This is a genomic window from Streptomyces finlayi (genome assembly GCF_014216315.1).
In the GTDB taxonomy this organism is placed as follows: Bacteria; Actinomycetota; Actinomycetes; order Streptomycetales; family Streptomycetaceae; genus Streptomyces; species Streptomyces finlayi_A.
The window spans coordinates 4,849,571-4,871,167 of sequence record NZ_CP045702.1 but is presented as its reverse complement, the minus strand read 5'-3'; the positions used below and the strand labels follow the sequence as shown (position 1 = coordinate 4,871,167).

General features: G+C 71.8%; 11 protein-coding genes and 1 pseudogene. 5 read left to right on the top strand and 7 right to left on the bottom strand.

What is annotated here, in order from left to right:
* Window positions 1-65: 65 nt before the first annotated feature.
* From F0344_RS22435 to F0344_RS22420, 4 genes are all read left to right on the top strand, one after another.
* Window positions 66-1,430: an ABC transporter substrate-binding protein gene (locus tag F0344_RS22435; RefSeq protein ID WP_185300513.1), complete on the top strand. Its 1,365-nt coding sequence runs from the start codon at window positions 66-68 to the stop codon at window positions 1,428-1,430.
* A 4-nt stretch (window positions 1,431-1,434) separates the two neighbouring features.
* Window positions 1,435-2,799: a carbohydrate ABC transporter permease gene (locus F0344_RS22430; RefSeq protein ID WP_185300512.1), complete on the top strand. Its 1,365-nt coding sequence runs from the start codon at window positions 1,435-1,437 to the stop codon at window positions 2,797-2,799.
* Complete coding sequence (locus tag F0344_RS22425; RefSeq protein WP_185300511.1) at window positions 2,796-3,674, top strand: carbohydrate ABC transporter permease; 879 nt, start codon at window positions 2,796-2,798, stop codon at window positions 3,672-3,674. The genes F0344_RS22430 and F0344_RS22425 overlap by 4 nt, the downstream gene beginning before the upstream one ends.
* A 166-nt stretch (window positions 3,675-3,840) precedes the next feature.
* Window positions 3,841-6,111 carry a bifunctional glycosyltransferase/CDP-glycerol:glycerophosphate glycerophosphotransferase gene (locus tag F0344_RS22420; protein ID WP_185300510.1) on the top strand — a complete coding sequence of 757 codons (2,271 nt, stop codon included), beginning with the start codon at window positions 3,841-3,843 and terminating at the stop codon, window positions 6,109-6,111.
* Between the two features lie 67 nt (window positions 6,112-6,178).
* Here F0344_RS22420 and F0344_RS22415 read toward each other — a convergent pair whose 3' ends face one another.
* From F0344_RS22415 to F0344_RS22390, 6 genes are all read right to left on the bottom strand, one after another.
* On the bottom strand, window positions 6,179-7,327 hold the full coding sequence (locus tag F0344_RS22415; protein ID WP_185300509.1) for a glycosyltransferase: 1,149 nt from the start codon (window positions 7,325-7,327) through the stop codon (window positions 6,179-6,181).
* Window positions 7,324-10,170: a bifunctional glycosyltransferase/CDP-glycerol:glycerophosphate glycerophosphotransferase gene (locus F0344_RS22410; protein ID WP_185300508.1), complete on the bottom strand. Its 2,847-nt coding sequence runs from the start codon at window positions 10,168-10,170 to the stop codon at window positions 7,324-7,326. Before F0344_RS22410 ends, F0344_RS22415 begins: the two co-directional genes overlap by 4 nt.
* Complete coding sequence (locus F0344_RS22405) at window positions 10,167-13,637, bottom strand: bifunctional glycosyltransferase/CDP-glycerol:glycerophosphate glycerophosphotransferase (protein ID WP_185300507.1); 3,471 nt, start codon at window positions 13,635-13,637, stop codon at window positions 10,167-10,169. The genes F0344_RS22410 and F0344_RS22405 overlap by 4 nt, the downstream gene beginning before the upstream one ends.
* 290 nt (window positions 13,638-13,927) lie before the next feature.
* Window positions 13,928-14,779 (bottom strand): TylF/MycF/NovP-related O-methyltransferase, encoded by an 852-nt coding sequence (locus F0344_RS22400; protein WP_185300506.1) that lies wholly within the window; start codon window positions 14,777-14,779, stop codon window positions 13,928-13,930.
* 49 nt (window positions 14,780-14,828) lie between these two features.
* Window positions 14,829-15,545 carry a methyltransferase domain-containing protein gene (locus F0344_RS22395; RefSeq protein ID WP_185300505.1) on the bottom strand — a complete coding sequence of 239 codons (717 nt, stop codon included), beginning with the start codon at window positions 15,543-15,545 and terminating at the stop codon, window positions 14,829-14,831.
* A 109-nt stretch (window positions 15,546-15,654) separates the two neighbouring features.
* The gene (locus tag F0344_RS22390; protein WP_185300504.1) at window positions 15,655-17,667 is read right to left on the bottom strand and encodes a CDP-glycerol glycerophosphotransferase family protein; all 2,013 of its coding nucleotides are present in this window, start codon (window positions 17,665-17,667) and stop codon (window positions 15,655-15,657) included.
* Between the two features lie 102 nt (window positions 17,668-17,769).
* On the opposite strand from F0344_RS22390, the gene F0344_RS22385 reads away from it, so the two are divergent.
* Complete coding sequence (locus tag F0344_RS22385) at window positions 17,770-21,162, top strand: CDP-glycerol glycerophosphotransferase family protein (RefSeq protein ID WP_185302831.1); 3,393 nt, start codon at window positions 17,770-17,772, stop codon at window positions 21,160-21,162.
* A gap of 16 nt (window positions 21,163-21,178) precedes the next feature.
* On the opposite strand, the pseudogene F0344_RS36015 reads toward F0344_RS22385, so the two are convergent.
* Window positions 21,179-21,578 (bottom strand): annotated as a pseudogene (locus tag F0344_RS36015) (TetR-like C-terminal domain-containing protein); the annotation flags it as partial.
* Window positions 21,579-21,597: the final 19 nt, after the last annotated feature.

Genomic DNA, 21,597 nt, shown 5'->3' with positions numbered 1-21,597 from the left:
CGGGGGACCCCGCGGGATTCGAGCGGGGGCTCCTCGCACATGCGCGCAGGAGAGACGGGGCAGGGATGCGCACAACCCTTCGTATGCGTAGGGCCGCACTGGTGTGCACCGCGGTCGGGGCACTGGCCCTCAGCGGCTGCGGTGGCGACAGCGACGGCAAGGACAAGCCGGGCAAGGGCTCCGCCAAGGACAGCCAGAGCCCGTCGAGTGTCGTGTTGCCGAAACTGGACGGCGAGAAGGTCTCGGTCGCGGCGGTGTGGACCGGACCCGAGCAGGCCAACTTCACCAAGGTGCTGGAGGAGTTCGAGAAGCGCACGGGAGCGACGGTCACCTTCGTCCCGGCCCAGGACCCGATCGTCAACTTCCTCGGTACGAAGGTGGCGGGAGGCCAGCCGCCGGACGTCGCGATGATTCCCCAGGTCGGGGCGATCCAGCAGGCCGTGGCGAAGAAGTGGGCCAAGCCGGTGGGGGCCGAGGCGAAGGCCCAGCTGAGCAAGAACTACGCACAGGTCTGGCAGGACCTCGGAGCGGTGGACGGCACCCAGTACGGGGTGTACTTCAAGGCCGCGAACAAGTCGCTGATCTGGTACAACGCCCAGGCGTTCGAGAACGCGGGCGCGAGCGAGCCGAAGACCTGGAAGGACTTCCTGGCCACGGCCGAGACGATCTCCGCCTCCGGTGTCACCCCGGTCTCGGTCGCCGGCGCGGACGGCTGGACCCTCACCGACTGGTTCGAGAACATCTACCTCTCCCAGGCCGGACCCGAGAAGTACGACCAGCTGGCACAGCACGAGATCAAGTGGACGGACCCGTCCGTGAAGGACGCGCTCACCACCCTCGCCCAGCTTTTCGGCAAGCCGAGCCTGATCGCGGGCGGCGCGGACGGCGCCCTCCAGACCGAGTTCCCGGCGTCCGTCACGCAGACGTTCACCGGCGGTGACCAGCCCAAGGGCGCCATGGTCTTCGAGGGCGACTTCGTCTCCATCAACATCGCGCAGACGAAGGCCGAGATCGGGACGGACGCCAAGGTGTTCCCCTTCCCCGCGGTCGGCGCCGAGTCCCCCGTGGTGACGGGCGGCGACGCGGCGGTGGCGCTGAAGGACAGCAAGGGCGCGCAGGCGCTGCTGACCTGGCTCGCCTCCACCGACGCGGCGAAGATCTGGGCCGAGGCGGGCGGATTCATCTCGCCGAACAAGGGCCTGGACGCGGCCGCGTATCCGAACGACGTACAGCGCACGATGGCCGAGGCGCTGGTCGCGGCCGGGGACGACGTCCGGTTCGACATGTCGGACCAGGCGCCGCAGTCGTTCGGCGGCACTCCTGGGAAGGGCGAGTGGAAGACACTCCAGGACTTCCTGAAGAACCCGAAGGACATCGCGGGGACCCAAGCGACGCTGGAGTCCGACGCGGCCAAGGCGTTCAAGAGCTGACGGGATGAGAGAAGCGGCCAAGGGGGGCACCACCGCGGTGGTGCCCCCCGCCGACCAGCGTCCACCCCGTCGCCCGGCCAGGAGTGTGACCGGTACCAGGAAGCTCGTCGCGGCGGTGTTCCTGCTGCCCGCGCTGGTCCTCCTCGGCGCCCTCGTGGTCTACCCGATCATCTACTCCGTCTACCGGTCCTTCTTCGACCAGGCGGGTACGGGCTTCGCCGGGATCGACAACTACAAGGCCCTGTTCAGCGACGCCACCATCCGTACCGCGGTCAAGAACAACGCGGTCTGGGTCGTGCTCGCGCCGACGGTCTCCACCGCGCTCGGCCTGATCTTCGCGGTGCTGACCGAACGCATCCGCTGGGGCACGGCGTTCAAGCTGATCGTCTTCATGCCGATGGCGATCTCGATGCTCGCCGCGGGCATCATCTTCCGGCTGGTGTACGACCAGGCCCCGGAGCGCGGGGTCGCCAACGCCGTATGGGTGGGGGTGCACGACACGTTCGCCGAGTCGTCGGGCTTCCCCAAGGCGCATCCGCTGCCCGCGCATCCGCTGAAGGCGGGCGGTGGCGGTTCGTTCGTGACGAAGCAGCCGGTCAGGGCCGGTGAGCCGGTCCTGATCCCGCTCGTCGGCGTGGCCCCGGCGAAGATGCCGGGTGACGCCGCACCGGCGAAGGCGGCCGGCGGCGGGGACGGGAAGATCTCCGGCACCGCCTGGCTGGACTTCACCAAGGGCGGCGGCGGCACACCCAATGTCGTCGATCCCAAGGAGCTCGGCCTCAAGGGCATCAAGGTCGAGGCGGTCAGGGACGGCAAGGTCATCGCGTCGGCGACAGCGGGCGCGGACGGCACGTTCACCCTGCCCGCCTCGGCGGACGGCGCCCAGGTCCGGCTGCCGGCGTCCAACTTCGCGGAGCCGTACAACGGCGTCGACTGGCTCGGTCCGTCCCTGGTGACGCCCGGGATCATCGGCAGCTACATCTGGATGTGGGCGGGCTTCGCGATGGTGCTGATCGCGGCGGGCCTGGCCGGTCTGCCGCGTGAACTGCTGGAGGCGGCCCGGGTGGACGGTGCCAGTGAGTGGCAGGTGTTCCGCCGGATCACGGTGCCGCTGCTCGCCCCGGTCCTCGCGGTCGTTCTGGTCACCCTGATGATCAACGTCCTGAAGATCTTCGACCTGGTGTTCATCATCGCGCCGGGGTCCTCGCAGGACGACGCGAACGTACTGGCGCTCCAGCTGTACCGGTCCTCGTTCGGCACGGACGCCGACCTGGGGATCGGCAGCGCCATCGCCGTACTCCTGCTGTTGCTGGTGATCCCGGTGATGCTGTTCAACATCCGCCGGATACGCAAGGAGGGGCGCCGGTGACCACAGTGCCGACGGTGAAGGCCAAGCAGTCCCTCGGTGCGCGGCTCGCCGCCCGGGCGGGCGGCGGGGTGATGCGGGTCTTCCTGATCCTGGTGGCCCTGTTCTGGCTGATGCCGACGATCGGGCTGCTGCTCTCCTCGCTGCGGGACGCCGACGACATCGCGGCGACCGGCTGGTGGAAGATCTTCACGGCCCCCTCCGAGCTGACGTTCTCCAACTACCAGCGCCTGCTGGACAACTCGGTGATCACCGACTCCCTGTTCAGCACGGTGATGATCACCGTGCCGACCACGTTCCTGGTCGTGGTGATCGGCTCGCTCGCCGGATACGCCTTCGCCTGGATGGAGTTCCCCGGTCGCGACTGGTGGTTCCTGATCGTCGTCGGGCTGCTGGTCGTGCCGGTCCAGGTCGCCCTGATCCCGGTCTCCGAACTCTTCGGGGTCATCGGCCTCTTCGAGACGACCTTCGGCGTGATCATGTTCCACACGGCCTTCGGGCTGCCGTTCGCGATCTTCCTGCTGCGCAACTTCTTCGCGGAGATCCCCCGCGAACTCCTGGAGGCCGCCCGGCTCGACGGGGCGGGTGAGATCAGGCTCTTCACCCGGGTGGTGATGCCCCTGGGCGGACCCGCGATCGCCTCGCTCGGCATCTTCCAGTTCCTCTGGGTGTGGAACGACATGCTCGTGGCGCTGATCTTCGCCGACTCCGAGTCCCCGCCGATCACCGTGGCGCTCCAGCAGCAGGTGCGCCAGTTCGGCAACAACATCGATGTGCTCGCGCCCGGAGCGTTCGTCTCGATGGTGATTCCGCTGGCCGTCTTCTTCGCGTTCCAGCGGCAGTTCGTGTCCGGGGTGATGGCGGGCGCCGTCAAGTAGGCACGGCACCGCGCCCGGCCGGCGCGTCAACACGGAGCGGCCCCGTTACCCGTAACCGGGCCGCTCCACCCCCGATGTCCCCCGAATGCCACGTCTGGCGTAACCATGTCACTCCTTCGGCCGTTTGCGGGCCACCTGCCGCCCGCGACCGACCCATGGATGTGTTGTGCCCCGGTTCAGTGTCATCGTGCCCGCGTACCGGGTCCAGGCGTATCTGCACGAGTGCCTGGACTCGGTGTCGGGCCAGTCCTTCAAGGACTTCGAAATCATCGTGGTCGACGACGGCTCACCGGACGCCTGCGGCGCCATCGCCGACGAGTACGCCGGCCGCGACCACCGGTTCAGCGTGGTCCACCTGCCGGAGAACACCGGCCTCGGCCCCGCGCGCAACGCCGGGATCGCCGAGGCGAGCGGGGACTACCTGATCTTCCTCGACGGCGACGACACGCTCCTGCCGGACGCGCTGCGGACCATCGCCGACCGGATCGCGGCGACCGGCTGCCCGGACGTCCTCGTCTACGACTACACCCGGGTGTACTGGTCGGGCCGGACCGTCCGCAACCAGCTCGCCCAGCACCTCACCGAGACCGGTCCCCCCTCCTTCCGGCTCGCGGACCGCCCCGAGCTGCTCAAGGTCCTGATGGTCGTCTGGAACAAGGCGTACCGCCGCGAGTTCGTGGAGGCCGAGGGCTTCACCTTCCCGCCGGGCTACTACGAGGACACGCCCTGGACCTATCCGGTGCTCATGGCCGCCGGATCGATCGCGGTCCTCGACGCCGTCTGCGTCGGCTACCGTCAGCGGCGCCGCGGCAACATCCTCTCCACCACCAGCCGCCGTCACTTCGACGTCTTCGACCAGTACGACCGGGTCTTCGCGTTCATCGACGAGCGGCCCGGTCTCGCCGTCTGGCGGCCGGTGATGTTCCGGCGGATGCTCGACCACTTCTCCACGCTGTTCACCTCGCACGGCCGGCTGCCGCCGGGCACCCGCGCCGAGTTCTTCCGCCGCGCCCGCGCCCACTGCGTCCGCTACCGCACTCCAGGCGCCCCCGTCCCGCGCCGCGCACGGCTGCGCCACGGGCTGTTCCGGTTGGGCGCCCACCGTACGTACCGGCTGTTGTGGGCCGCGCAGCAACTGGGCGGCGTGCTGCGGCTCCGCACCGCGTCACTGCGTCACGCGGTGCGCGGTGCCCTCCTCCAGCTGCACTACCGCGTCCAGCTGCGGCTGCCCGTCCGCCCCCACGACGCGGTGTTCGCCGCGTACTGGAACCGCGGTTACGCCTGCAATCCGGCGGCGATCGAGGCGAAGGCCCGCGAGCTGGTCCCGGGGCTGCGGACCTCCTGGATCTGCCGCCCCGAGCACGCGCACACCGTGCCCACCGCGACCCGCCGGCTGCACCCGGGAACGTTCCGCTACTGGACCGCGCTGGCCCGCTCCAAGTACCTCGTGAACAACGTCAACTTCGACCGGCGGCTGGTGAAGCGGCGCGGTCAGGTGCTGTTGCAGACCCATCACGGGACGCCGCTGAAGACCATGGGAACGGACCTGGTGGACCGCCCGGCCGCGGCCGGGTCCACGGACTTCGACCAGCTGCTGCGCAACATCGACAAGTGGGACTACTCCCTCTCCGCCAATCTGCACTCCACGCTCGTCTGGGAGCGGACCTACCCGTCCGCCTACACGACGCTGGAGTACGGCTATCCGCGCAACGACGTCTTCCACCGCACCGACCCGCGGGAGGTGGCACGGGTGCGCGAGACGCTGTCCGTCCCGGAGGACTGCACCGCCATCCTGTACGCGCCGACGCACCGCGACTACCGGCGCTCCCAGCGCCAGGGCCTGGACCTGGAACGGCTCCTGCAGGTGCTCGGCCCGCGCTTCGTCGTCCTGGCCCGCTCCCACTACCTGTACAGCGCCCCGAAGGCCCCGGCCGGCCGGTCCCCGCATCCCTGGATCATCGACGTCAGCGACCACCCGTCGCTGGAGGCGCTCTGCCTGGCCTCGGACGCCCTGATCACGGACTACTCGTCGCTGATGTTCGACTACGCCAATCTGGACCGCCCGCTCGTCATCCACCTCGACGACAGCCAGGCCTACGAGGCGGCCAGGGGCACGTACTTCGATCTGCAGACGTTTCCGCCGGGAGTCGTCGCGCGCAGCCAGGACGAACTGTTCGACATCTTCACCACCGACCACTGGCGGGGCTCCCGGTCCGCACAGCTGCGGGCCGCGTTCCGGGCCCGGTTCTGTCCGTACGACGACGGGTACGCCGCGGAGCGGGTGGTGCGCCGGGTCTTCCTGGGCGAGACGGCGGGGCTGCCCGTGCCCGTACCGCTCAAGGAGCGTCGTCCGGTGGGCACGCTGCCCCGGCAGTCGGCGGTGCGGGCGCCGTCGGACCCGTCCAGGGCGGCGACAGCGAGCCCGGTGGGGGACTGAGGCCCGCGCAGGACGGCGGTGCCGGGCCGGTGGACGGTCCCGGCCCGGCGCCTCCCCCCGCCCTCGCTCACCGCTCCAGGAAGGCGAACAGCTCTTCCCAGCGGCAGACGGTCTCCGCCTCGGAGAACCGCTGCACATTCGTCCGTGCCCGCTCCCCCATCGCGTCCCGCATCCGGGGGTTGCCGGTCAGCCGAAGCAGCCGGTCGGCCAGGGCGGCGATGTCCCCGGCCGGGGCGAGCAGCCCGTCCTCGCCGTCACGCACGATCTCCCGTACGCCCGGCGCGCAGTCGAAGGCGGCGCACGGTACTCCGCTCGCCATCGCCTCCATCAGCGCCAGCGGGAACCCTTCGCCGCGCGAGGACTGGACGAAGACCGAGGCGTCCGCGAGGGCTCCGGGCACATCGTCGGTCCGCCCCTTCCACTCGACGGAACCGTCCAGGCCCAGCTCGGTGCACAGGGCCTTCAGTTCCGCCTCGTCCTCGCCCGCCCCGTACACACCCAGCCGCCAGTCCGGCCGCTGCGGGGCCACCAGCGCCCAGGTGTCCAGCAGCATGTCGATGCCCTTCTGGTCGCTGAGCCTGCCGATGCTCGCCACGCTCTTCGCGGTGCGCGGGGAGGGCACGTCGGGCAGTCCGGCCAGGGCGTTCGGCATGAAGCCGACGTTGTTCATGCCGTCGCCGGCCCAGATGTCGGCGTCCTCCTCGGTGAGGACGAGCCAGCGGTCCAGGGTGCTGTAGTGGTTCTTGATCCAGCGGTAGCGGTGGCTCGCCCGCGAGTAGTCGTACGACTCGTGGCTCATTCCGATGACGCGGTGGCCGCAGGTGTCGGCCTCCCCGACCCACTCCATGGCCCACACCTGCGTGACGAGGACGATCGCGCCGGGCCCCGCCGTGCGGAAGATCCCGGAGAGCCGCCGGACCGCGCGCCGCTTCTCCTCCGCCCGGGCGGCCTCCCGTCGGCGCGCCGGGATGCGCAGACGGTCCCGCAGCCTCTTCGGTGCCCAGGGGGTCGGCGGGTGCGTCGGGTAGAGGGCGGTGACCGGGTAGCCGGGGGTGTCGGGGAGCGCCATCTTCAGCTCGGAGGCGTGGATGCCGATCACCCGCACCCGGTGGCCGCGCTCCTGGAGGAGCCGGGCCGTCCGGTGCGTCCAGCCGGTGACTCCGCCGAGTTCGTCGGTGCTGTTGGAGACGATGAACACGTCACGGCTGCGGCTCATCGGCCGGCCCCCCTGGAGGTGCGTGAGAGGTGGCGGGCGAAGACGGTGCCGACGACGGTACGGGCCGCGTCGCCCTTGTCGTAGCTGCCGAACTCCTCGGCGAACGCGGCGCGCGCCTCCTCGGACGCGGTGCCGGTTGCTTTCAGCCGGCCCATCACCGCGAACAGTTCGTCCTCCGTCTCCACGACCGGCCCCGGTGCCTTCTCCCGCAGGTCGAAGTAGCTGCCCCGGGCGGCGGCGTAGGCGTCGAGGTCGGGGGCGAACAGGACGACGGGCCGGTCCAGGAGCACGTAGTCGAACATGATCGACGAGTAGTCGGTGATCAACGCGTCGGCCAGCGTGAGCAGTTCGGTGACGTCGTGGTGCGCCGACACGTCCACCACCGTCCCGGGCGGGCACACGGGCAGCCGTGCGGCCTCCAGGTAGTGGGCCCGCACGAGCAGCGTGTACTGATCGCCGAAGCGTTCCGCGAAGCGGGCCACGTCCAGCGGGAGCCGCCGCCGCTTGCGCTTCCCGGGGCCGCCGCGGAACGTCGGCGCGTACAGCACGACCTTCTTGTGGTCGGGGATGCCGAGACGGTCGGCGAGCGCGGAACGCGGCAGCCGGCCTTCGGCCTCGTCCCTGGCCCGTGCGGCCAGCAGGGCGTCGTTGCGCGGGTAGCCGGTCGCCAACAGCCGTTCCGGGGGCAGCCGGTAGGCGCGGGCGAGGGTGCGCACGTCGTGCTCGGAGCGGACGAGGAAGTGGTCGAAGCGGTGCACGGCCTCCTGGAGGCGGTGGCGCTGCGGCGCGTTCTGCATCCGCACCCGCGTCTCGTCGAAGCCCATGCGCTTGTACGCCGAGCCGTGCCAGGTCTGGAGGTACGTCGTACCGGGGCGCTTGCGCAGATTCTGCGGGAAGCCCTGGTTGTCGACCCAGTACTCGGCCCGGGCCAGGGCCCACAGATACCGCCACGACCAGCGGCGTACGAGCCGCGCGTCGGCGGGGAAGCCCTTCGGGGAGGTCTCGTACGACCAGACGCAGTGCAGCCGGAGACCCTGTCCGCGCACTTCCTCGTGGATGGCCCGGGGGCTGTCTCCGTAGCACTTGCCCATGTGGCTCTCGAAGACGACGGAACCCCTGCGTACGGGCAGCCGGCAGAGCCAGGTGTTGTAGACGGACGCCTTGAACGCCCGGGAGCGCCACCGGTCGCGCCTCTTGCGCAGAGCCTTCGACAGGAGCTGTGCCTTGCGGGCGGGACGGAAGTGGGTCGCGTAGTGGACCAGGCGGCGCAGGGCGCGGGCGGGCCGGTTGCGGGGGACGAGCCGCAGAGCCAGGTGGTCCTTGAGCGTGACGTAGGGCTCCCAGGTGTCCCCGGCGAGCCGTCCGAGCCGCGGGCGGGCGGTGAATCGGTCCGTCGCCCCGATCAGTCCGTGGGCGGCGTAGAGGTCGCTGACGCACCGGGTGCCGTCGGCCTCGACGAACAGGCGGGCGTCCCACAGCGTGTCGCGGGCCCCGAGGGGGCGCAGGACGCGGGTCAGGTCGGCGTGGGTGCGCCAGCGGATGCCGGTGGCCTCGCGGTGCAGTTCGGCGACCGGGAAGCGGAAGGCGCGGGAGCCGTCCCGTACCCGGAACTCAAGCTCGGCGGTGAGCGGGAGGCCGGGGCCGGGAGCCGCGTGGGCGGGCAGGACCAGGTGCCCTTCGAGAAGGAGGCGGCCGTTCTCCGGGGTGCAGCGGGTGAGCCGGTTCATCAGGCGCAACTCGCCGAACGGGCGGTACTGGTGGCCGAGTCCGGTGACGTCCAGGGCTACGGGTTCCGCGTGGGGCGGCCCCGGGGCGGGCCAGTGGACCCGGCCGTCGTCGCCCGTGACGAGGGGGGCGGCCACCGCACCCGGCCGGTTCAGCGCGTACGCCGCCGCGAGCAGGCCCTCCGCGTCGCCCTGGGCGAGGAGGTGGACGGCGACCCGTTCGAGGGGCGGCAGGGTCTCCCGGACCGGGCCCGGGACGCTGTCGGCCAGGCCCCGGGCGGCAGCGGCGGCGATCCGGTCGCGGTCGTCGGAGGGCAGCCGTGGGAAGGTCCGGACGAGCGGCACCAGCCGGTCGAGGGCGAAGGCTCGTTCCCGCTGCTCGCGCAGTTCGTGCAGCCCTTGCGCGACCAGGGTGCCGCACACACCCCGGTGCGCCTGGATCAGTCCGGCGACGTCCTGCCCGCTCTCCACCCGGCCGGTCACGGTCAGTCTGCGGACGAGCGCGATCCGGCCGACGGCTGCGGCCGCCAGGGGTCCGAACAGGATCTCGCTGCGGGTGAGGTCCTCCGCGTACCGCAGACCGTGCCGCTCGACGGCTTCACGGCGTACACAGAACCCGGTCACCAGCGCGTCCCTGACCGCCAGTTCGGGTGCGTCGCCGAATCGGGTGACGGTCCGGGAGCGGGCGAACAGCTGGTGCTGCCAGGAGGGTTCGCGCTCCTTGGTGCCCTCCCCCGTGAGCCGGCTCCAGCGCCCGGCCACGAGGTCCGCGCCGGTGCGTTCGGCGGCCTCCCAGAGGTTGCGGCAGGCGTGCGGCTGGAGGCGTTCACCCTCGCCGAGCACGAGGACGTGCCGGCCGGTGGCCGCGTCGAGCCCGGTGTTGCGCAGGGCTCCCGTGGTGGCAGCGGCGCCGTCCGCGACGACGAGGCGGACCCGGCCGGGGTGGCCCACGGCGAGTTCCTCAGCCGCCGCCCGGGTGTCAGGGCCGCAGTCGCCCGCGAGGACGACGAGGGCCTCGGTGGCCCGCAGGCTCTGGCCGGTCACCGAGCCGACGGAAGCACGGAGCGCGGCGGCCCCTCCCCCGCCGGTGACGACACAGCTGAAGTCCGGTGTGCTCATGCCTGCTCCCCCTTGAGCATCAGATCGACGACCCGGACCGCCGCGGTGCCGTCGTCGAGATCGCAGAACGACTCACGGAACCGGGCATAGGCGTCGCGGTGCGTCTCGGTGACGGCCGCGAGGTCCCGCAGGGCTTCCACCACGCCCGCCGACGTGGGGATCAGCGGGCCGGGCGCCTGCGCGGCGAAGTCGAAGCAGAAGCCGCGCAGGGTGTCGCGGTAGTGCTCCAGGTCGTACGTGTGGAACAGCATCGGGCGGCCGGTCCCGGCGAAGTCGAACATCAGCGACGAGTAGTCGGTGACCAGCGCGTCGCTGATCAGCAGCAGCTCGGCGACGTCCGGGTGACGCGACACGTCCCGGACGCACGCGCTCTGCGGGATGCTTCCGCCCACCAGGTAGTGGCGGCGCACGAGCAGGACGCTGTCCTCGCCGAGTTCCTTCTCCGCGTGGGCCAGGTCGAGTTGGAGGTCGAGCCCGTAGCGGCCGCCCTGCTTGGGCAGGTCCTCGCGCCAGGTGGGCGCGTAGAGGATCACGCGCTTGTCCTGGGGGATGCCCAGTCTCTCCCGTACGGAGTCGGCGACCTTCTCCCGGTCGGGGGCGTACAGGAGGTCGTTGCGGGGATAGCCGCATTCGATGACAGCGCCGGTGTGGCCGAAGGCCCGTCGCAGGACGGGGGTGGAGAAGGTGTTCGGGGAGACCAGGACGCTCCACTGGGCGGCGCGCCGCGGCATCGACGCCATGTAGGCGGCATCGGCGGTCGGGGTGCCCGCCAGGTCGCGGCCGACGCGTTTGAGCGGGGTACCGTGCCAGGTCTGGACGACGAACTGTCCGTCGGCCCGCTCGAACCACTCGGGAAGCTGCGTGTTGGAGACGATCCAGCGGCTGCGGGCCAGCGCCTCGTGCCACTCGGCGCTGTGCAGGGCGACCGCCCGTACGCCGGCCGGGACGCGTACCTGCTCGTCGCGGACCACCCAGAGGTGTTCGAGCGTGCTGTCGCGGCGGGCCAGTTCCTCCTGGATCGCCCGCGGCGAATCGGAGAACTGCCGTCCGTCGAAGCTGCTGTACAGCACGGCCGGGCGCAGTTCCCCGAGGCCGCGCAGGCCGGCGTACCGCTCGCGCAGCCGGCTCTGCCCGTACGCGCCCCGGTCCACGACGGGCAGGGCGCTGCCGGACTCCAGGACGAGCCGGTCGTGGAACCGGCGCTCCAGGGTGAAGGGCCGGTGGCCGTCCTGCTCACGGTGGAGCGGCAGTCCGGCGTGGAGCGGGGTCGCGGCACGCAGCGGAAGGTAGGCGTCCGGGTCGGTCTCGCCGAGGGCGCGCAGGAAGAGGTACCAGCGGCCCTCGGAGAGCGGGAGGGGTCCGCCGAGCCCGTCGACGGCCGCCGGGTCCAGCCCGGCCCTGAACCCTTCTCCCGCGTCGCCCGCCACCGTCTCGGCGGCGAACGCGGTCTCCTCCTGGTGGCCGCTGTGGCGCAGGACGAGCTCGATGCCGCGGTCGTACGTCCCGGGGAGGCCGCCGAGGCCGCCTTCGAGGACGAGCTCCCCGGTGTCGGCCCAGGAGAGCCGTTCGACGACGGGCTGCCCGGTCCGGTCGGTGAGGACCAGGTCCCCCGAGGGGTTGGCGGCGACGTAGACCTCGCGGCCACCGGCGAGCGGGTACCGCGCGGAGCCGGTCTCCGGCCGGGCGGCCACCGTGATCCGGCGTCTCCCGCCGACGAGCTGGACGCCCCACACCCCGTCGGACCCCCGGAAGGCCGTGAGCGGCACCTCGGCGACGACCGTCGCGGCTCCCGGCTCGCCGGTCCCCAGGGGGATCTCCCGGGTCTCCTTGGTGCGCCACTCCTGGAGGCGCAGGGCGGTCGGCCCGCTGCCGTCGAGGACCCGCACCTCGATCCGTACACCGTCCGCCGTCGCCGTGTGCGCGACGAGGACGGCGTCGATCCGGTCGGTGCGCAGCTCCAGCTTGTTGCCCGACAGGACGGGGACGACCCGGGTGCGCTCACCGGCGTACACGACGGCGGGCGCGGCCGGGTTGCCGAGCAGCCGCATCGGACCGCGGCGTGGCCGCCCGCCGCCCAGGACGACGGATTCCAGCTTCCAGGTCTTGCGGCCGCTCTTTCCCGCGCCCTTGGCGGCGAGCGTGCGGGGGTCGACGACGGCCTCGAAGCCGGACCGCTCGTAGCGGTGCAGCGTGCGGCCGGACCGGGCGGCTGCCTCGTCCGTACGGAAGGTGCGCAGTCGCAGCGGGAGGACGCGGCGCCCCGACCGCAGCCAGCCGGTACCGGCCGAGCGCCCCGGGGCGTTGCGGACGTACGCGTACCCCTTGAGGTGCAGCAGTCCGTCACGCCAGAGGGCCTGGGTGAGGTGGGCGTGTACGGGGAGGTCCGCGCCGCTCAGGGCGGTGGCGCGGGGCGGGAGCGGGCCGCCGACGACCGGGTGGTGCGCGCGAGGCCTGAGCAGGCCACGGACGTGAAAGGTGTCGCGGTCGTGCTTCTCGTACGCGAGGAGTGCGAGGAGTTCCGGCATCCGGCGTTCCCGGATGAGCTGCCACTTGACCCTCAGGTGCAGGGGCAGCGCGTCCACGACGGCCGGGTCGACGGTCGCGGCGAAGGCGTTGGCGTGTTCGAGGAACGCCTCGTGGAAGGCGGCGTCACCCTCCGGGAGCGCGTCGATGAACAGCCAGAGGTCTCCGGAGAGTGCGTGCCCGTCGTACCGGCGCTTGGCCTCGGCCATGCCTCGCGCGGCCAGGAACGTGCTGACGGTGGAGACGGCGGTGACCCGGTCCCGGATGCCCTGCGGCACCGCGCGCCGCGTCGTGATCGAACCGGCGCGGTCCCGCCAGTGGTACACGGGCTCCTCGACGACATCGACCGACGTGGCGAGGAAGTGGGCGGGCAGGACGACGGCGATGTCCTCGTACAGCACGCCGGTCGGGAACGCGAAGGCGTGGCGGTCCCAGAACGGTCTGCGGAAGACCTTGTTGCAGGCGATGCGGTCGCCGAGGAGCAGCCAGTCGCGGGTGATGTGCGTGGCGGACCGGGCCTTCTCCATCGGCTTGCGGAACATCGGTGACTGTTCGAGTGCGCCGTTGGCGCGCAGCCGGAGCACGTTCCCGGTGACGAAGTCGGAGCCCGAGCGGCTGAGTTCGGCGAGCATCCGCTCGTAGGCCCCCGGGGGCACGATGTCGTCGCTGTCGACGAACGTCAGGAACTCCCCGTCCCTGTGGGCCTCCAGGACCCCTGCGTTACGGGCGGCGCCGAGCCCGGCGTTCTCCTGGGAGACCAGCCTGAAGCGCGGGTCCCGCGCGGCGAACTCCCGGGCGACGCTCCCGCTTCCGTCCGTGGAGCCGTCGTCGACCATGACGACTTCGAGATCGGACATCGTCTGTCCGGCCAGCGAGTCCAGGCAGGCACCGAGGTACTGCTCGACGTTGTACAGGGGGACGACGACGGTGAGACGGGGTGGCATGCGCTGTGCACGATCCTTCCGGACGGACGACCTGGGGGGTCTGGGGCGGGTCCGGCGGATCAGGGCCGGACGCACCCCGGGGCTAACAGCGCGGGCCGCGCCCCGGTCACCCGGCAGCAGCCGTTCGGGTGACGGCCGGCGGCCGGGAGTCGGTCAGACGACCGAGCCCCGTACCGGTGTGGCACGGGGCTGGTGGGGTTCACGGGTTCACGCGAACGTAGACATCGAAGTCACCGCCGACGTAACCACCGAAGTCACCGCCGAAATCACCGCCGACGTCGGGGCCGTCTTCAGGGCTTGACGGCGATGCGGCCCTCGTCCATGCGCAGCAGCAGCAGCTGCTCGCCGGTCTTCTCCAGGAACTCGTCGACGGCCTGCCGGGAGCCCTGCCAGTAGCCGTAGTCGTCGATCAGGAGCACTCCGCCGCTCACCAGACGCGAGTAGAGGTGCTCCAGTTCGTGCTTGGTGGAGGCGTACCAGTCGGTGTCCAGACGGAGAATCGCGATCTGCTCCGGGGCGCGGTCCGGGACGGTGTCCTCGACCCTGCCCCGCACGTAGTGGACGCGCTCCTTCGGGTAGGGCACGTTCTCGAATCCGGCCTGGACGTCCTCCAGGGAGGCCACCGCCCAGATCGGCCGGTCCTTGCCCTGCGCGTCGAGCAGCTCCTGTGCCGACCTGCCGTCGCGGCGCAGGTCCTCCTCGGTGGGCGGGGTCATGCCCTCGTACGTGTCGAAGAGGTACAGGTCGCGCTCGGTCTCCCCGAGCGAGAGCAGTGTCTTCGCGCACGCCTGCATGGAACCGCCGCGCCACACGCCGCACTCGACGATGTCGCCGGGGATGTTGTGGCGGGCGATGTGGCGGGTCGCGAGGATGAAGGCGTTGAGCCGCTCGGGGGAGGTCATCGAGTACGGCTTGACCTCCCGGATGATGTCCTTCGCCTCGTCGTCGTAGTCCGCCGGGAACTGCGGACCGGCCTTGGCCTTCGGCTTGGGCTTCGGTGCGGGCGCCGGAGCGGCGGGGGCGATACGGGGAGCGGGCACGGACACTCGCCTGAGCTGGTACCCGGTGAGTTGCTGAAGGACGCCGTTGACGGCGTTGCGCCAAGCCATGCCCAGGGACAGTACGCGCGCATTGCGACTCATGTCATCTTTCGTCAACCTGCCATTGATTTGCCCCGGTTGGACCATGGAATCAGGAGGAGGTCACGGCCGGCGCGTCGTGCGGGAGTGCTGCCGGCCGCCCGCACCGCGCACGGCCGTCCAGCGGGCGCGGCACCGGGACCGCGTCCACTCCGCCGACGCGGTTGGCCCACCACACGGTCAGCTCCCGTACGGCGAACATCGTCAGCCGGGGATAGCGCTGCGGCCTGCGGAACACCCCGACGGAGTCGCCCCAGTAGGCGCCCTTGTCGATGCCCCGGTAGTCGTGCCAGATGCCTTTGCGCGGCGGGAAGTCGGTGTACGCCTCGCAGAGTTCGAGCCGTGAGTGGGCCGCCATCGCACGGAAGCCGTCCGGGTAGTAGCGCCAGCAGTCCTGGGCGTCGTGCGCGTGGCCGCGTGAGGGTGCGGTGATGAACGTGTAGCCGCCGGGCTTGAGGACGCGGGCGATCTCGAGCATCGACGCCCAGAAGAAGGGGATGTGTTCGAACGCCTGCCCGGAGAGCACGACGTCGGCACTGCGGGACTTCGCGGGGATGCGGTACGGCCGCTTCATCACGGCGTCGACGTTGGGTCCGTCGAGGACGTCCACGCCGAAGTAGTCGATGTCGTGGCCTGCCAGCAATCCCCTGTGCGTACGGGACTGCTTGCCGGAAATCCGCGAGCCGAGGTCCACGACGCGGTGTCTGCGCGTCTTGGGCAGATACTCCTCGATGCAGAGTTCCATCTGCTCATAGGCCGACTGGTGCATGAGGTTCTCCCGACATTGCCGCGTGCATGAGCTGTTGAGCACAACGACGGCGGGATGCGGAGGGGTCGCACCGGACGGGCCCGATCCGCCGTTCGAGTGACGACGTGCCTCAGACCCCCTTCTCTCCGAGGAAGAGCCGCCGCACCACACGCTCCGCCGCGCGCCCGTCGTCGTACGGGCAGAACCGGTCCCGGAACGCCTTGCGCAGCACCCTCGTCCGCTCGTTCTCCCACGCGCCGCTCCGCAGCAGCTCCAGCAGCTCGTCCTGGGTGGTGGCGATCGCCCCCGGGGTCTCCCCCGGCCGCCCGGACAGCGGATCGAAGTAGGTGCCGCGGGAGGCGCGGTAGGCGTCCCAGTCGGGTGCGTAGCCGATGATCGGGCGGTCCAGACACGCGTAGTCGAACATCAGCGAGGAGTAGTCGGTGATCAACCCGTCGGAGGCCAGGCAGAGTTCCTCGACGCTGGAGTGCCCGGTGACGTCGACGACCCGGCCGTGCCGCGCGTCGGTGAGTCCCGCCGTGCCCCCGTAGAAGTAGTGGGCGCGCACCAGCAGCACGTGTCCGGGCCCCAGTGCGCGGGCGACGCGTTCCGGGTCCAGGCGGGGCAGGAAGCCCTTGCGGTAGTCGCGGTGGGTCGGGGCGTAGAGCAGCGCCTTCTGCCCGGGGCCGATTCCGAGACCGGCGCGGATCGTCGCCGTCTGCTCGGTGGTGGTGGTGAAGAAGACGTCGTTGCGCGGATAGCCCAGGCTCAGATGCTCGTACGAGGACGGGTAGACGCGGTCCCAGATCTCGGTGCTGTGGGGATTGGCGGAGAGGCTGTAGTCCCACTGGTCGGTGTGCGCGACGATCTTCTCGAAGCTGATCCCGTTGGTGAGGGCGGGGTACGCGCGCTGGTCGAGGCCCATGGTCTTCAGCGGGGTCCCGTGGTGGGTCTGGAGGTAGATCTGCCCGGGACGCTTGGTGAAGCCGCCGGGGAAGCTGGAGTTGTTGACCAGGTACGTGGCGGTGGCCATGGTCCGCCAGTAGGCACGGGAGCCCTCGATGACGTACGGCACACCGGGCGGCACCCGGTCACGGTGGCGCGAGGAGACGACCCAGACGCCCCGGATGTGCGGGGCCAGTTCGAGGGCCTTGGCGTGGATGGCGGCCGGGTTGCAGGCGATCCCGCGGTTCCAGTACGCCCCGTACACCGCGAGGCGGGGGTCCAGCGGCCGCAGCAGGTCGGCGCGGTAGGCGGCGCGCAGGACGCGCGTGCGGAGCGCCTTACGGTGCCGGAGCAGAGCGGCGGGGAGGCGGGCGCGGGCGGTGCGGGCCGCGGTTCGCGCACGTTGGGCGGCGTAGGGACCCGGGAGACCGGCGGCGCGGAACAGGGCGGCGCGGTCGCGGGCGGGGACAGCGCCGGGCTCTTCGAGCAGCGCCCGGATGTGGGCCGTGCGCGCGGCTGCGGCCCGGGGGCCGTCGCCGGTCCCGGCGATGAGCTGTCCGTACGCGGCGAGCAGCGCCCCGCTTCCCCGCCACGCCCCGGCGCCCGGGCGACGGTGGCGGACGCAGAGCCGGTCCAGGGTGGCGAGTGTCCCCGCACCGGAAGCCAGCAGGTGCGCGCGCTGGACCGGGAGGACGTCCTCGTACGGGCCGTCGGTGAAGCGGAGCCCGTGCGTGGTCCAGAAGGAGTGCCGGAAGAGCTGGTTGCGGGCGGCGGGAACGGCGTCGGGGGCACCCGGCCGGACCTCGCCCCAGCGGTCGACGAGGTCGTGCCCCAGCCGCAGCACGTCCGGGTGCTCCTTCGCCAACAGGGCGGCGACCGGGGCGAGTACGCCCGGCAGCAGCAGGTCGTCGCCGTCGAGGAAGAGGAGGTGATCACCGCGCGCCTCCGCGGCCCCGGTGTTACGGGCTCCGCCCGGCGTGAGGCCTCCCGCGGAGGCCGGCACCCTCACCCGGGTGTCGCGCTCCCGGTACTCGGCCGCGATGGCGGCGAAGGCGTCGGTGGCCGCGGAGGCCGCAGAGGCCGCAGAGGCCACCAGGACGATCTCCAACTCCCGCACAGGCTGGTCCAGTACGGAGTCCATGGCGGCGCGCAGATATCCCGGCCCACGAGGAACGACCATGACGACACTGAGGAGCATGGCAGCCGAGCGTAATCGGGCAGGCCCGTGATCCGGCCTTCTCCTTCACCCGTTCGGGTCAGTGCCGGTGACTCGCGGCGCCCACCCCGGTTGAGCATGACCATGAAGCCTCTGCTCAGCGTCGTCGTCCCCGTCCACAACGTCGAGGAGTGGCTGCAGCAGTGCCTGCGGTCCCTGGCCGGGCAGTCCCTCGAAGCGATCGAGGTGGTGCTCGTCGATGACGGCTCCACCGACGGCAGCCGTCGGATCGCGGAGGAGTTCGCCGCTCACGACAGCCGATTCCGATGTGTCCACCAGCCCAACGCGGGGCTGAGCGCCGCCCGCAACACGGGAGTACGGCACACCACTCCCGGCGTCCCGTACCTGGCGTTCGCCGACAGTGACGACGTCCTCGTCCATGACGCCTACGAACGGATGACCGCGTCCCTGGAGTCCACCGGTTCCGACCTGGCGACCGGCAACGTCTGGCGGCTGACCGAGCGGGGCAGGCAGCAGGCGTGGCAGTACCGGTGGCTGACGGCCACCCGCTCCCGGACCCACATCACCCGCGACGCCCGTCTGCTCGCGGACCGGGTCGCCTGGAACAAGGTGTTCCGGCGCTCCTTCTGGGACCGCCACGCCTTCACCTTCCCCGAGGGGAAGCTCTACGAGGACACCCCGGTGATGATCCCGGCGCACTACCTCGCCCACTCGGTCGACGTGCTGCACGAGCACGTGTACCACTGGCGGGTGCGGGAGGGCTCGATCACCCGGCGGCGTACGGACGTGACGGGCGTCCGGGACAGGATCGCCGCTTGTGAGCGGGTCAGCGCGTTCCTGGCAGGCCGGGACGCGGAGCAGCGGCGGCGCTACGACGTGTCGTGCCTGCGCGACGACTTCCTCTACTTCCTGGAAGGGATGACGCTCGGGAGCGCCGCCTACCGCACGGCGTTCATGGCCGACGCGGGCGCGTTCCTGGACCGGGCGGGCAGCTCGGCCCTCGCCGGGCTGCCGGTCGAGCTGCGGGTCAAGTGGCGGCTGGTGCGCGAGCGCAGGCTCGACGACCTGCTGGCCGTGCTCGCCTTCGAACGGACCAACGGGGCAGGCACGTTCACCGTCGAGGGCCTGCCCGGCCGGCGCAGGGCCGGCCATCCTGGCGTCACGCACGGGGACTCACGGCTCAACCGGTCCGACCTTCCGGCGGTGGCACGGCTGTCGGGTGCCTCATGGCGGCCGGACGGACGGCTCGGGCTGCGTGGATACGCGTACATCCGCAACCTCCCCGCGGACACGGCCCTTCACGCACTGAAGTGGGGCGTCCTGCGCTCGGCGGCGGGCAGGCAGCTTCGGACGGTGCCCGTACGGTCCGTCGCGGCCCCCGAGGCGACGGTGAACTCCGGTCAGGAGCTGCACGATTACGACCGTGCGGGCTTCGAGATGGTCATCGATCCGCGCACCCTGCGGCCCGGCCGCTGGCTGGTGGGCATGGTGGTGGCCGGCCACGGTGTGGTGCGACGTGCCGCCGTACGGGCCGTGGACGCCGCCTCGGCCCAGCCGTTCGTCCGCGATCTGGACGGCGGGCGACGGGCGGTACTCGGCTACCGGGACGGCCGGCTCGAACTGGACGTCTCACAGCTGCCCGCCCTCGCACAGACGCACGACGGCGGAACCGGAACTCTGAGGCTGACGGGTCAGCGGTACGGCGGTGCCCGGCCGGAAGCCCTGCTGCTCACCCTGGACGGCACCGAGGAGGAGCGGACCTGCCCGGTCGAGTGCGGGGACGACGGGCGTTTCGCCGTACGGATTCCACTCGCGGAACTCGCCGACGTGCCACCGCCCAACCGCCCGGCTCCTCCCGAAGTGGAGCCGGAGGGGGGTGCCCTGTGGCACGCCTCGTTGGTGCTCGAAGACGGCAGCCGGGCCCCGCTCGCCGCCGCGTCCGACCTGCTGCCGCCGGCCACCGCCGGCCCTGCGGGTGAGCTGGTGGTGGACCTGAGCGGGCAGGCGGTCGTGGACGGGGCGCGGTGGACGGCCGACGGCGGCCTGCGCATCGAGGGGACGGGGACGGGCACCGAACTCGTCCTGCGCCACGAGGCGCTGCGCGAGACGGCGTCCGTGACGGTGACGCGGAGGGACGGCCGTTTCGCCGCGTCCGTGCCCCCCGCGCTCGTCGCCGCCGCACTCCAGGAGGGCCGCTGGGACCTGCGGCTGGGCGGTCTCCCCGTACGGGCCACCGCGTCGCTCACCACCCGTCTGCCGCTCCCCCGTCCGGACGGTGAGGGCGAGCTGACCCTCGAACGGCGTCACGGCGACCGGCTGACCCTGCACGCCGGCCCGGCCCTGCCGGCCGCCGAGCGGGGCGCGTACCGCCGGCGCCTGCTGCGCACCGCCCACTACCCGCAGCGGCGCACCCTCCCCCTGCGCGACGCCGTCCTCTACACGGGCGGCGACTCCCCCCGCGCCGTCCACACCGAACTGGTGCGGCGCGGCACCGACGTCGAGCACCTCTGGGTCACCGCGGGGCGGGCGGGGCGAGCGGCGCACGTGCCGGACACGGCGGTCCCCGTCGTCGAGTACAGCGCCGCCTGGTACGAGGCTCTGGCGCGGGCCCGCCGCATCGTGACCGACGACCAGTTGCCGGAGTGGTTCGAACGGCGCCCCGGCCAGACGGTCGTGCAGACATGGCACGGCAACCCGCTCGGCCGCTTCGGCACGGACCTCGACGGCAGTCTGTACGCCGACCACCACACCCTCACCTCCCTGCCGCACCGCTCGGCCCAGTGGTCGGTGCTGGTCTCCCCCAGCCGCTTCGCCACTCCGCATCTGCGCCGCGCCCTGGCGTACGGGGGCGAGGTGCTGGAGGCGGGCTCGCCCGCCGCCGACCTGCTGTTCGCGCCCGGCCGGGAGAAGACGGCCGAGCGGGTCAGGCGCCGGACGGGCATCCCGGACGGCGACCGCGTCGTGCTCTACGCACCGACGTACCGCGACCACCTGGCCCACGACCGGACGGCATCCTCCGGTGACGCGCCGGGCCCGTACCGCTGGGACCCGGCGCTCGACACGGCCGCCCTGGCGCGGTCGCTCGGCGCGGGCCACACGGTGCTGGTACGCAGGCACCCCCGGGTGACGGGCAGCGTCCCGACCGGGCCCGGCGTGCTCGACGTGTCGGGGCACCCGGACACCGCCGAGCTGCTCCTGATCGCCGACGTACTGGTCACGGACTACTCGGGCCTGGTGTTCGACTACGCGCACACCGGCCGCCCGATGCTCTTCCACACCTACGACCTGGAGCACTACCGGGACACCGTGCGCGGCTTCTGCCTGGACTTCGAGACCCGGGCGCCGGGCCCGCTCCTCGTCACGACGGACGAGGTGGCACAGGCGCTCCGCGGCACGGACGGGCTGGCGGCACGGCACGCGGACGCGTACGAGAGCTTCCGCAAGGAGTACTGCGACCTGGACGACGGGGGTGCGGCGGCCCGGGTCGCGGACCGGCTGCTGACGGACCCGGAGTAGAGCGCCCGCGCCCGGATCAGTTCTGCCGGAGCGCGGCGACCGCCGAGGCCGCGAGGTCGTCCAGGTAGCCCTTGGGCAGATCCCCGCGGACGACGGCCAGGCGCCAGTACAGCGGACCGACGATCAGGTCCAGGGCCCGGTCGGGATCGCTGCCCGACGGCGGCCACGCCCTGTTGCTGGTCGAGCAGCGCGGCCTTGATCGCGTCGGAGATCTCCGGGTTGCGCGCCGCCTCGACGAGCAGATCGGGGATGACCTGCGAGGCGACGGGGTGGCGCAGGGCTGTGGCTGGAAGCGGGCACGCTCCGCATGGACGGCCCGGCAGCCACCCCCAGCCCGTCCGGCGATTGAGGACAATCTGTAACCCGCACCTCAATCGCCGGACGGCAGAACCAGCCCGTCCGGCGATTGAGGACAAAAGGTGGACCGGGCGCCCA

What these genes read in the sequence shown, in the direction of transcription:
- F0344_RS22435 (WP_185300513.1), top strand. Translation starts at nt 66, where the DNA reads ATGCGCACAACCCTTCGTATGCGTAGGGCCGCACTGGTGTGCACCGCG.
- F0344_RS22430 (WP_185300512.1), top strand. Translation starts at nt 1,435, where the DNA reads ATGAGAGAAGCGGCCAAGGGGGGCACCACCGCGGTGGTGCCCCCCGCC.
- F0344_RS22415 (WP_185300509.1), bottom strand. Translation starts at nt 7,327, where the DNA reads ATGAGCCGCAGCCGTGACGTGTTCATCGTCTCCAACAGCACCGACGAA.
- F0344_RS22410 (WP_185300508.1), bottom strand. Translation starts at nt 10,170, where the DNA reads ATGAGCACACCGGACTTCAGCTGTGTCGTCACCGGCGGGGGAGGGGCC.
- F0344_RS22405 (WP_185300507.1), bottom strand. Translation starts at nt 13,637, where the DNA reads ATGCCACCCCGTCTCACCGTCGTCGTCCCCCTGTACAACGTCGAGCAG.
- F0344_RS22400 (WP_185300506.1), bottom strand. Translation starts at nt 14,779, where the DNA reads ATGAGTCGCAATGCGCGCGTACTGTCCCTGGGCATGGCTTGGCGCAAC.
- F0344_RS22395 (WP_185300505.1), bottom strand. Translation starts at nt 15,545, where the DNA reads ATGCACCAGTCGGCCTATGAGCAGATGGAACTCTGCATCGAGGAGTAT.
- F0344_RS22390 (WP_185300504.1), bottom strand. Translation starts at nt 17,667, where the DNA reads ATGCTCCTCAGTGTCGTCATGGTCGTTCCTCGTGGGCCGGGATATCTG.
- F0344_RS22385 (WP_185302831.1), top strand. Translation starts at nt 17,770, where the DNA reads ATGAAGCCTCTGCTCAGCGTCGTCGTCCCCGTCCACAACGTCGAGGAG.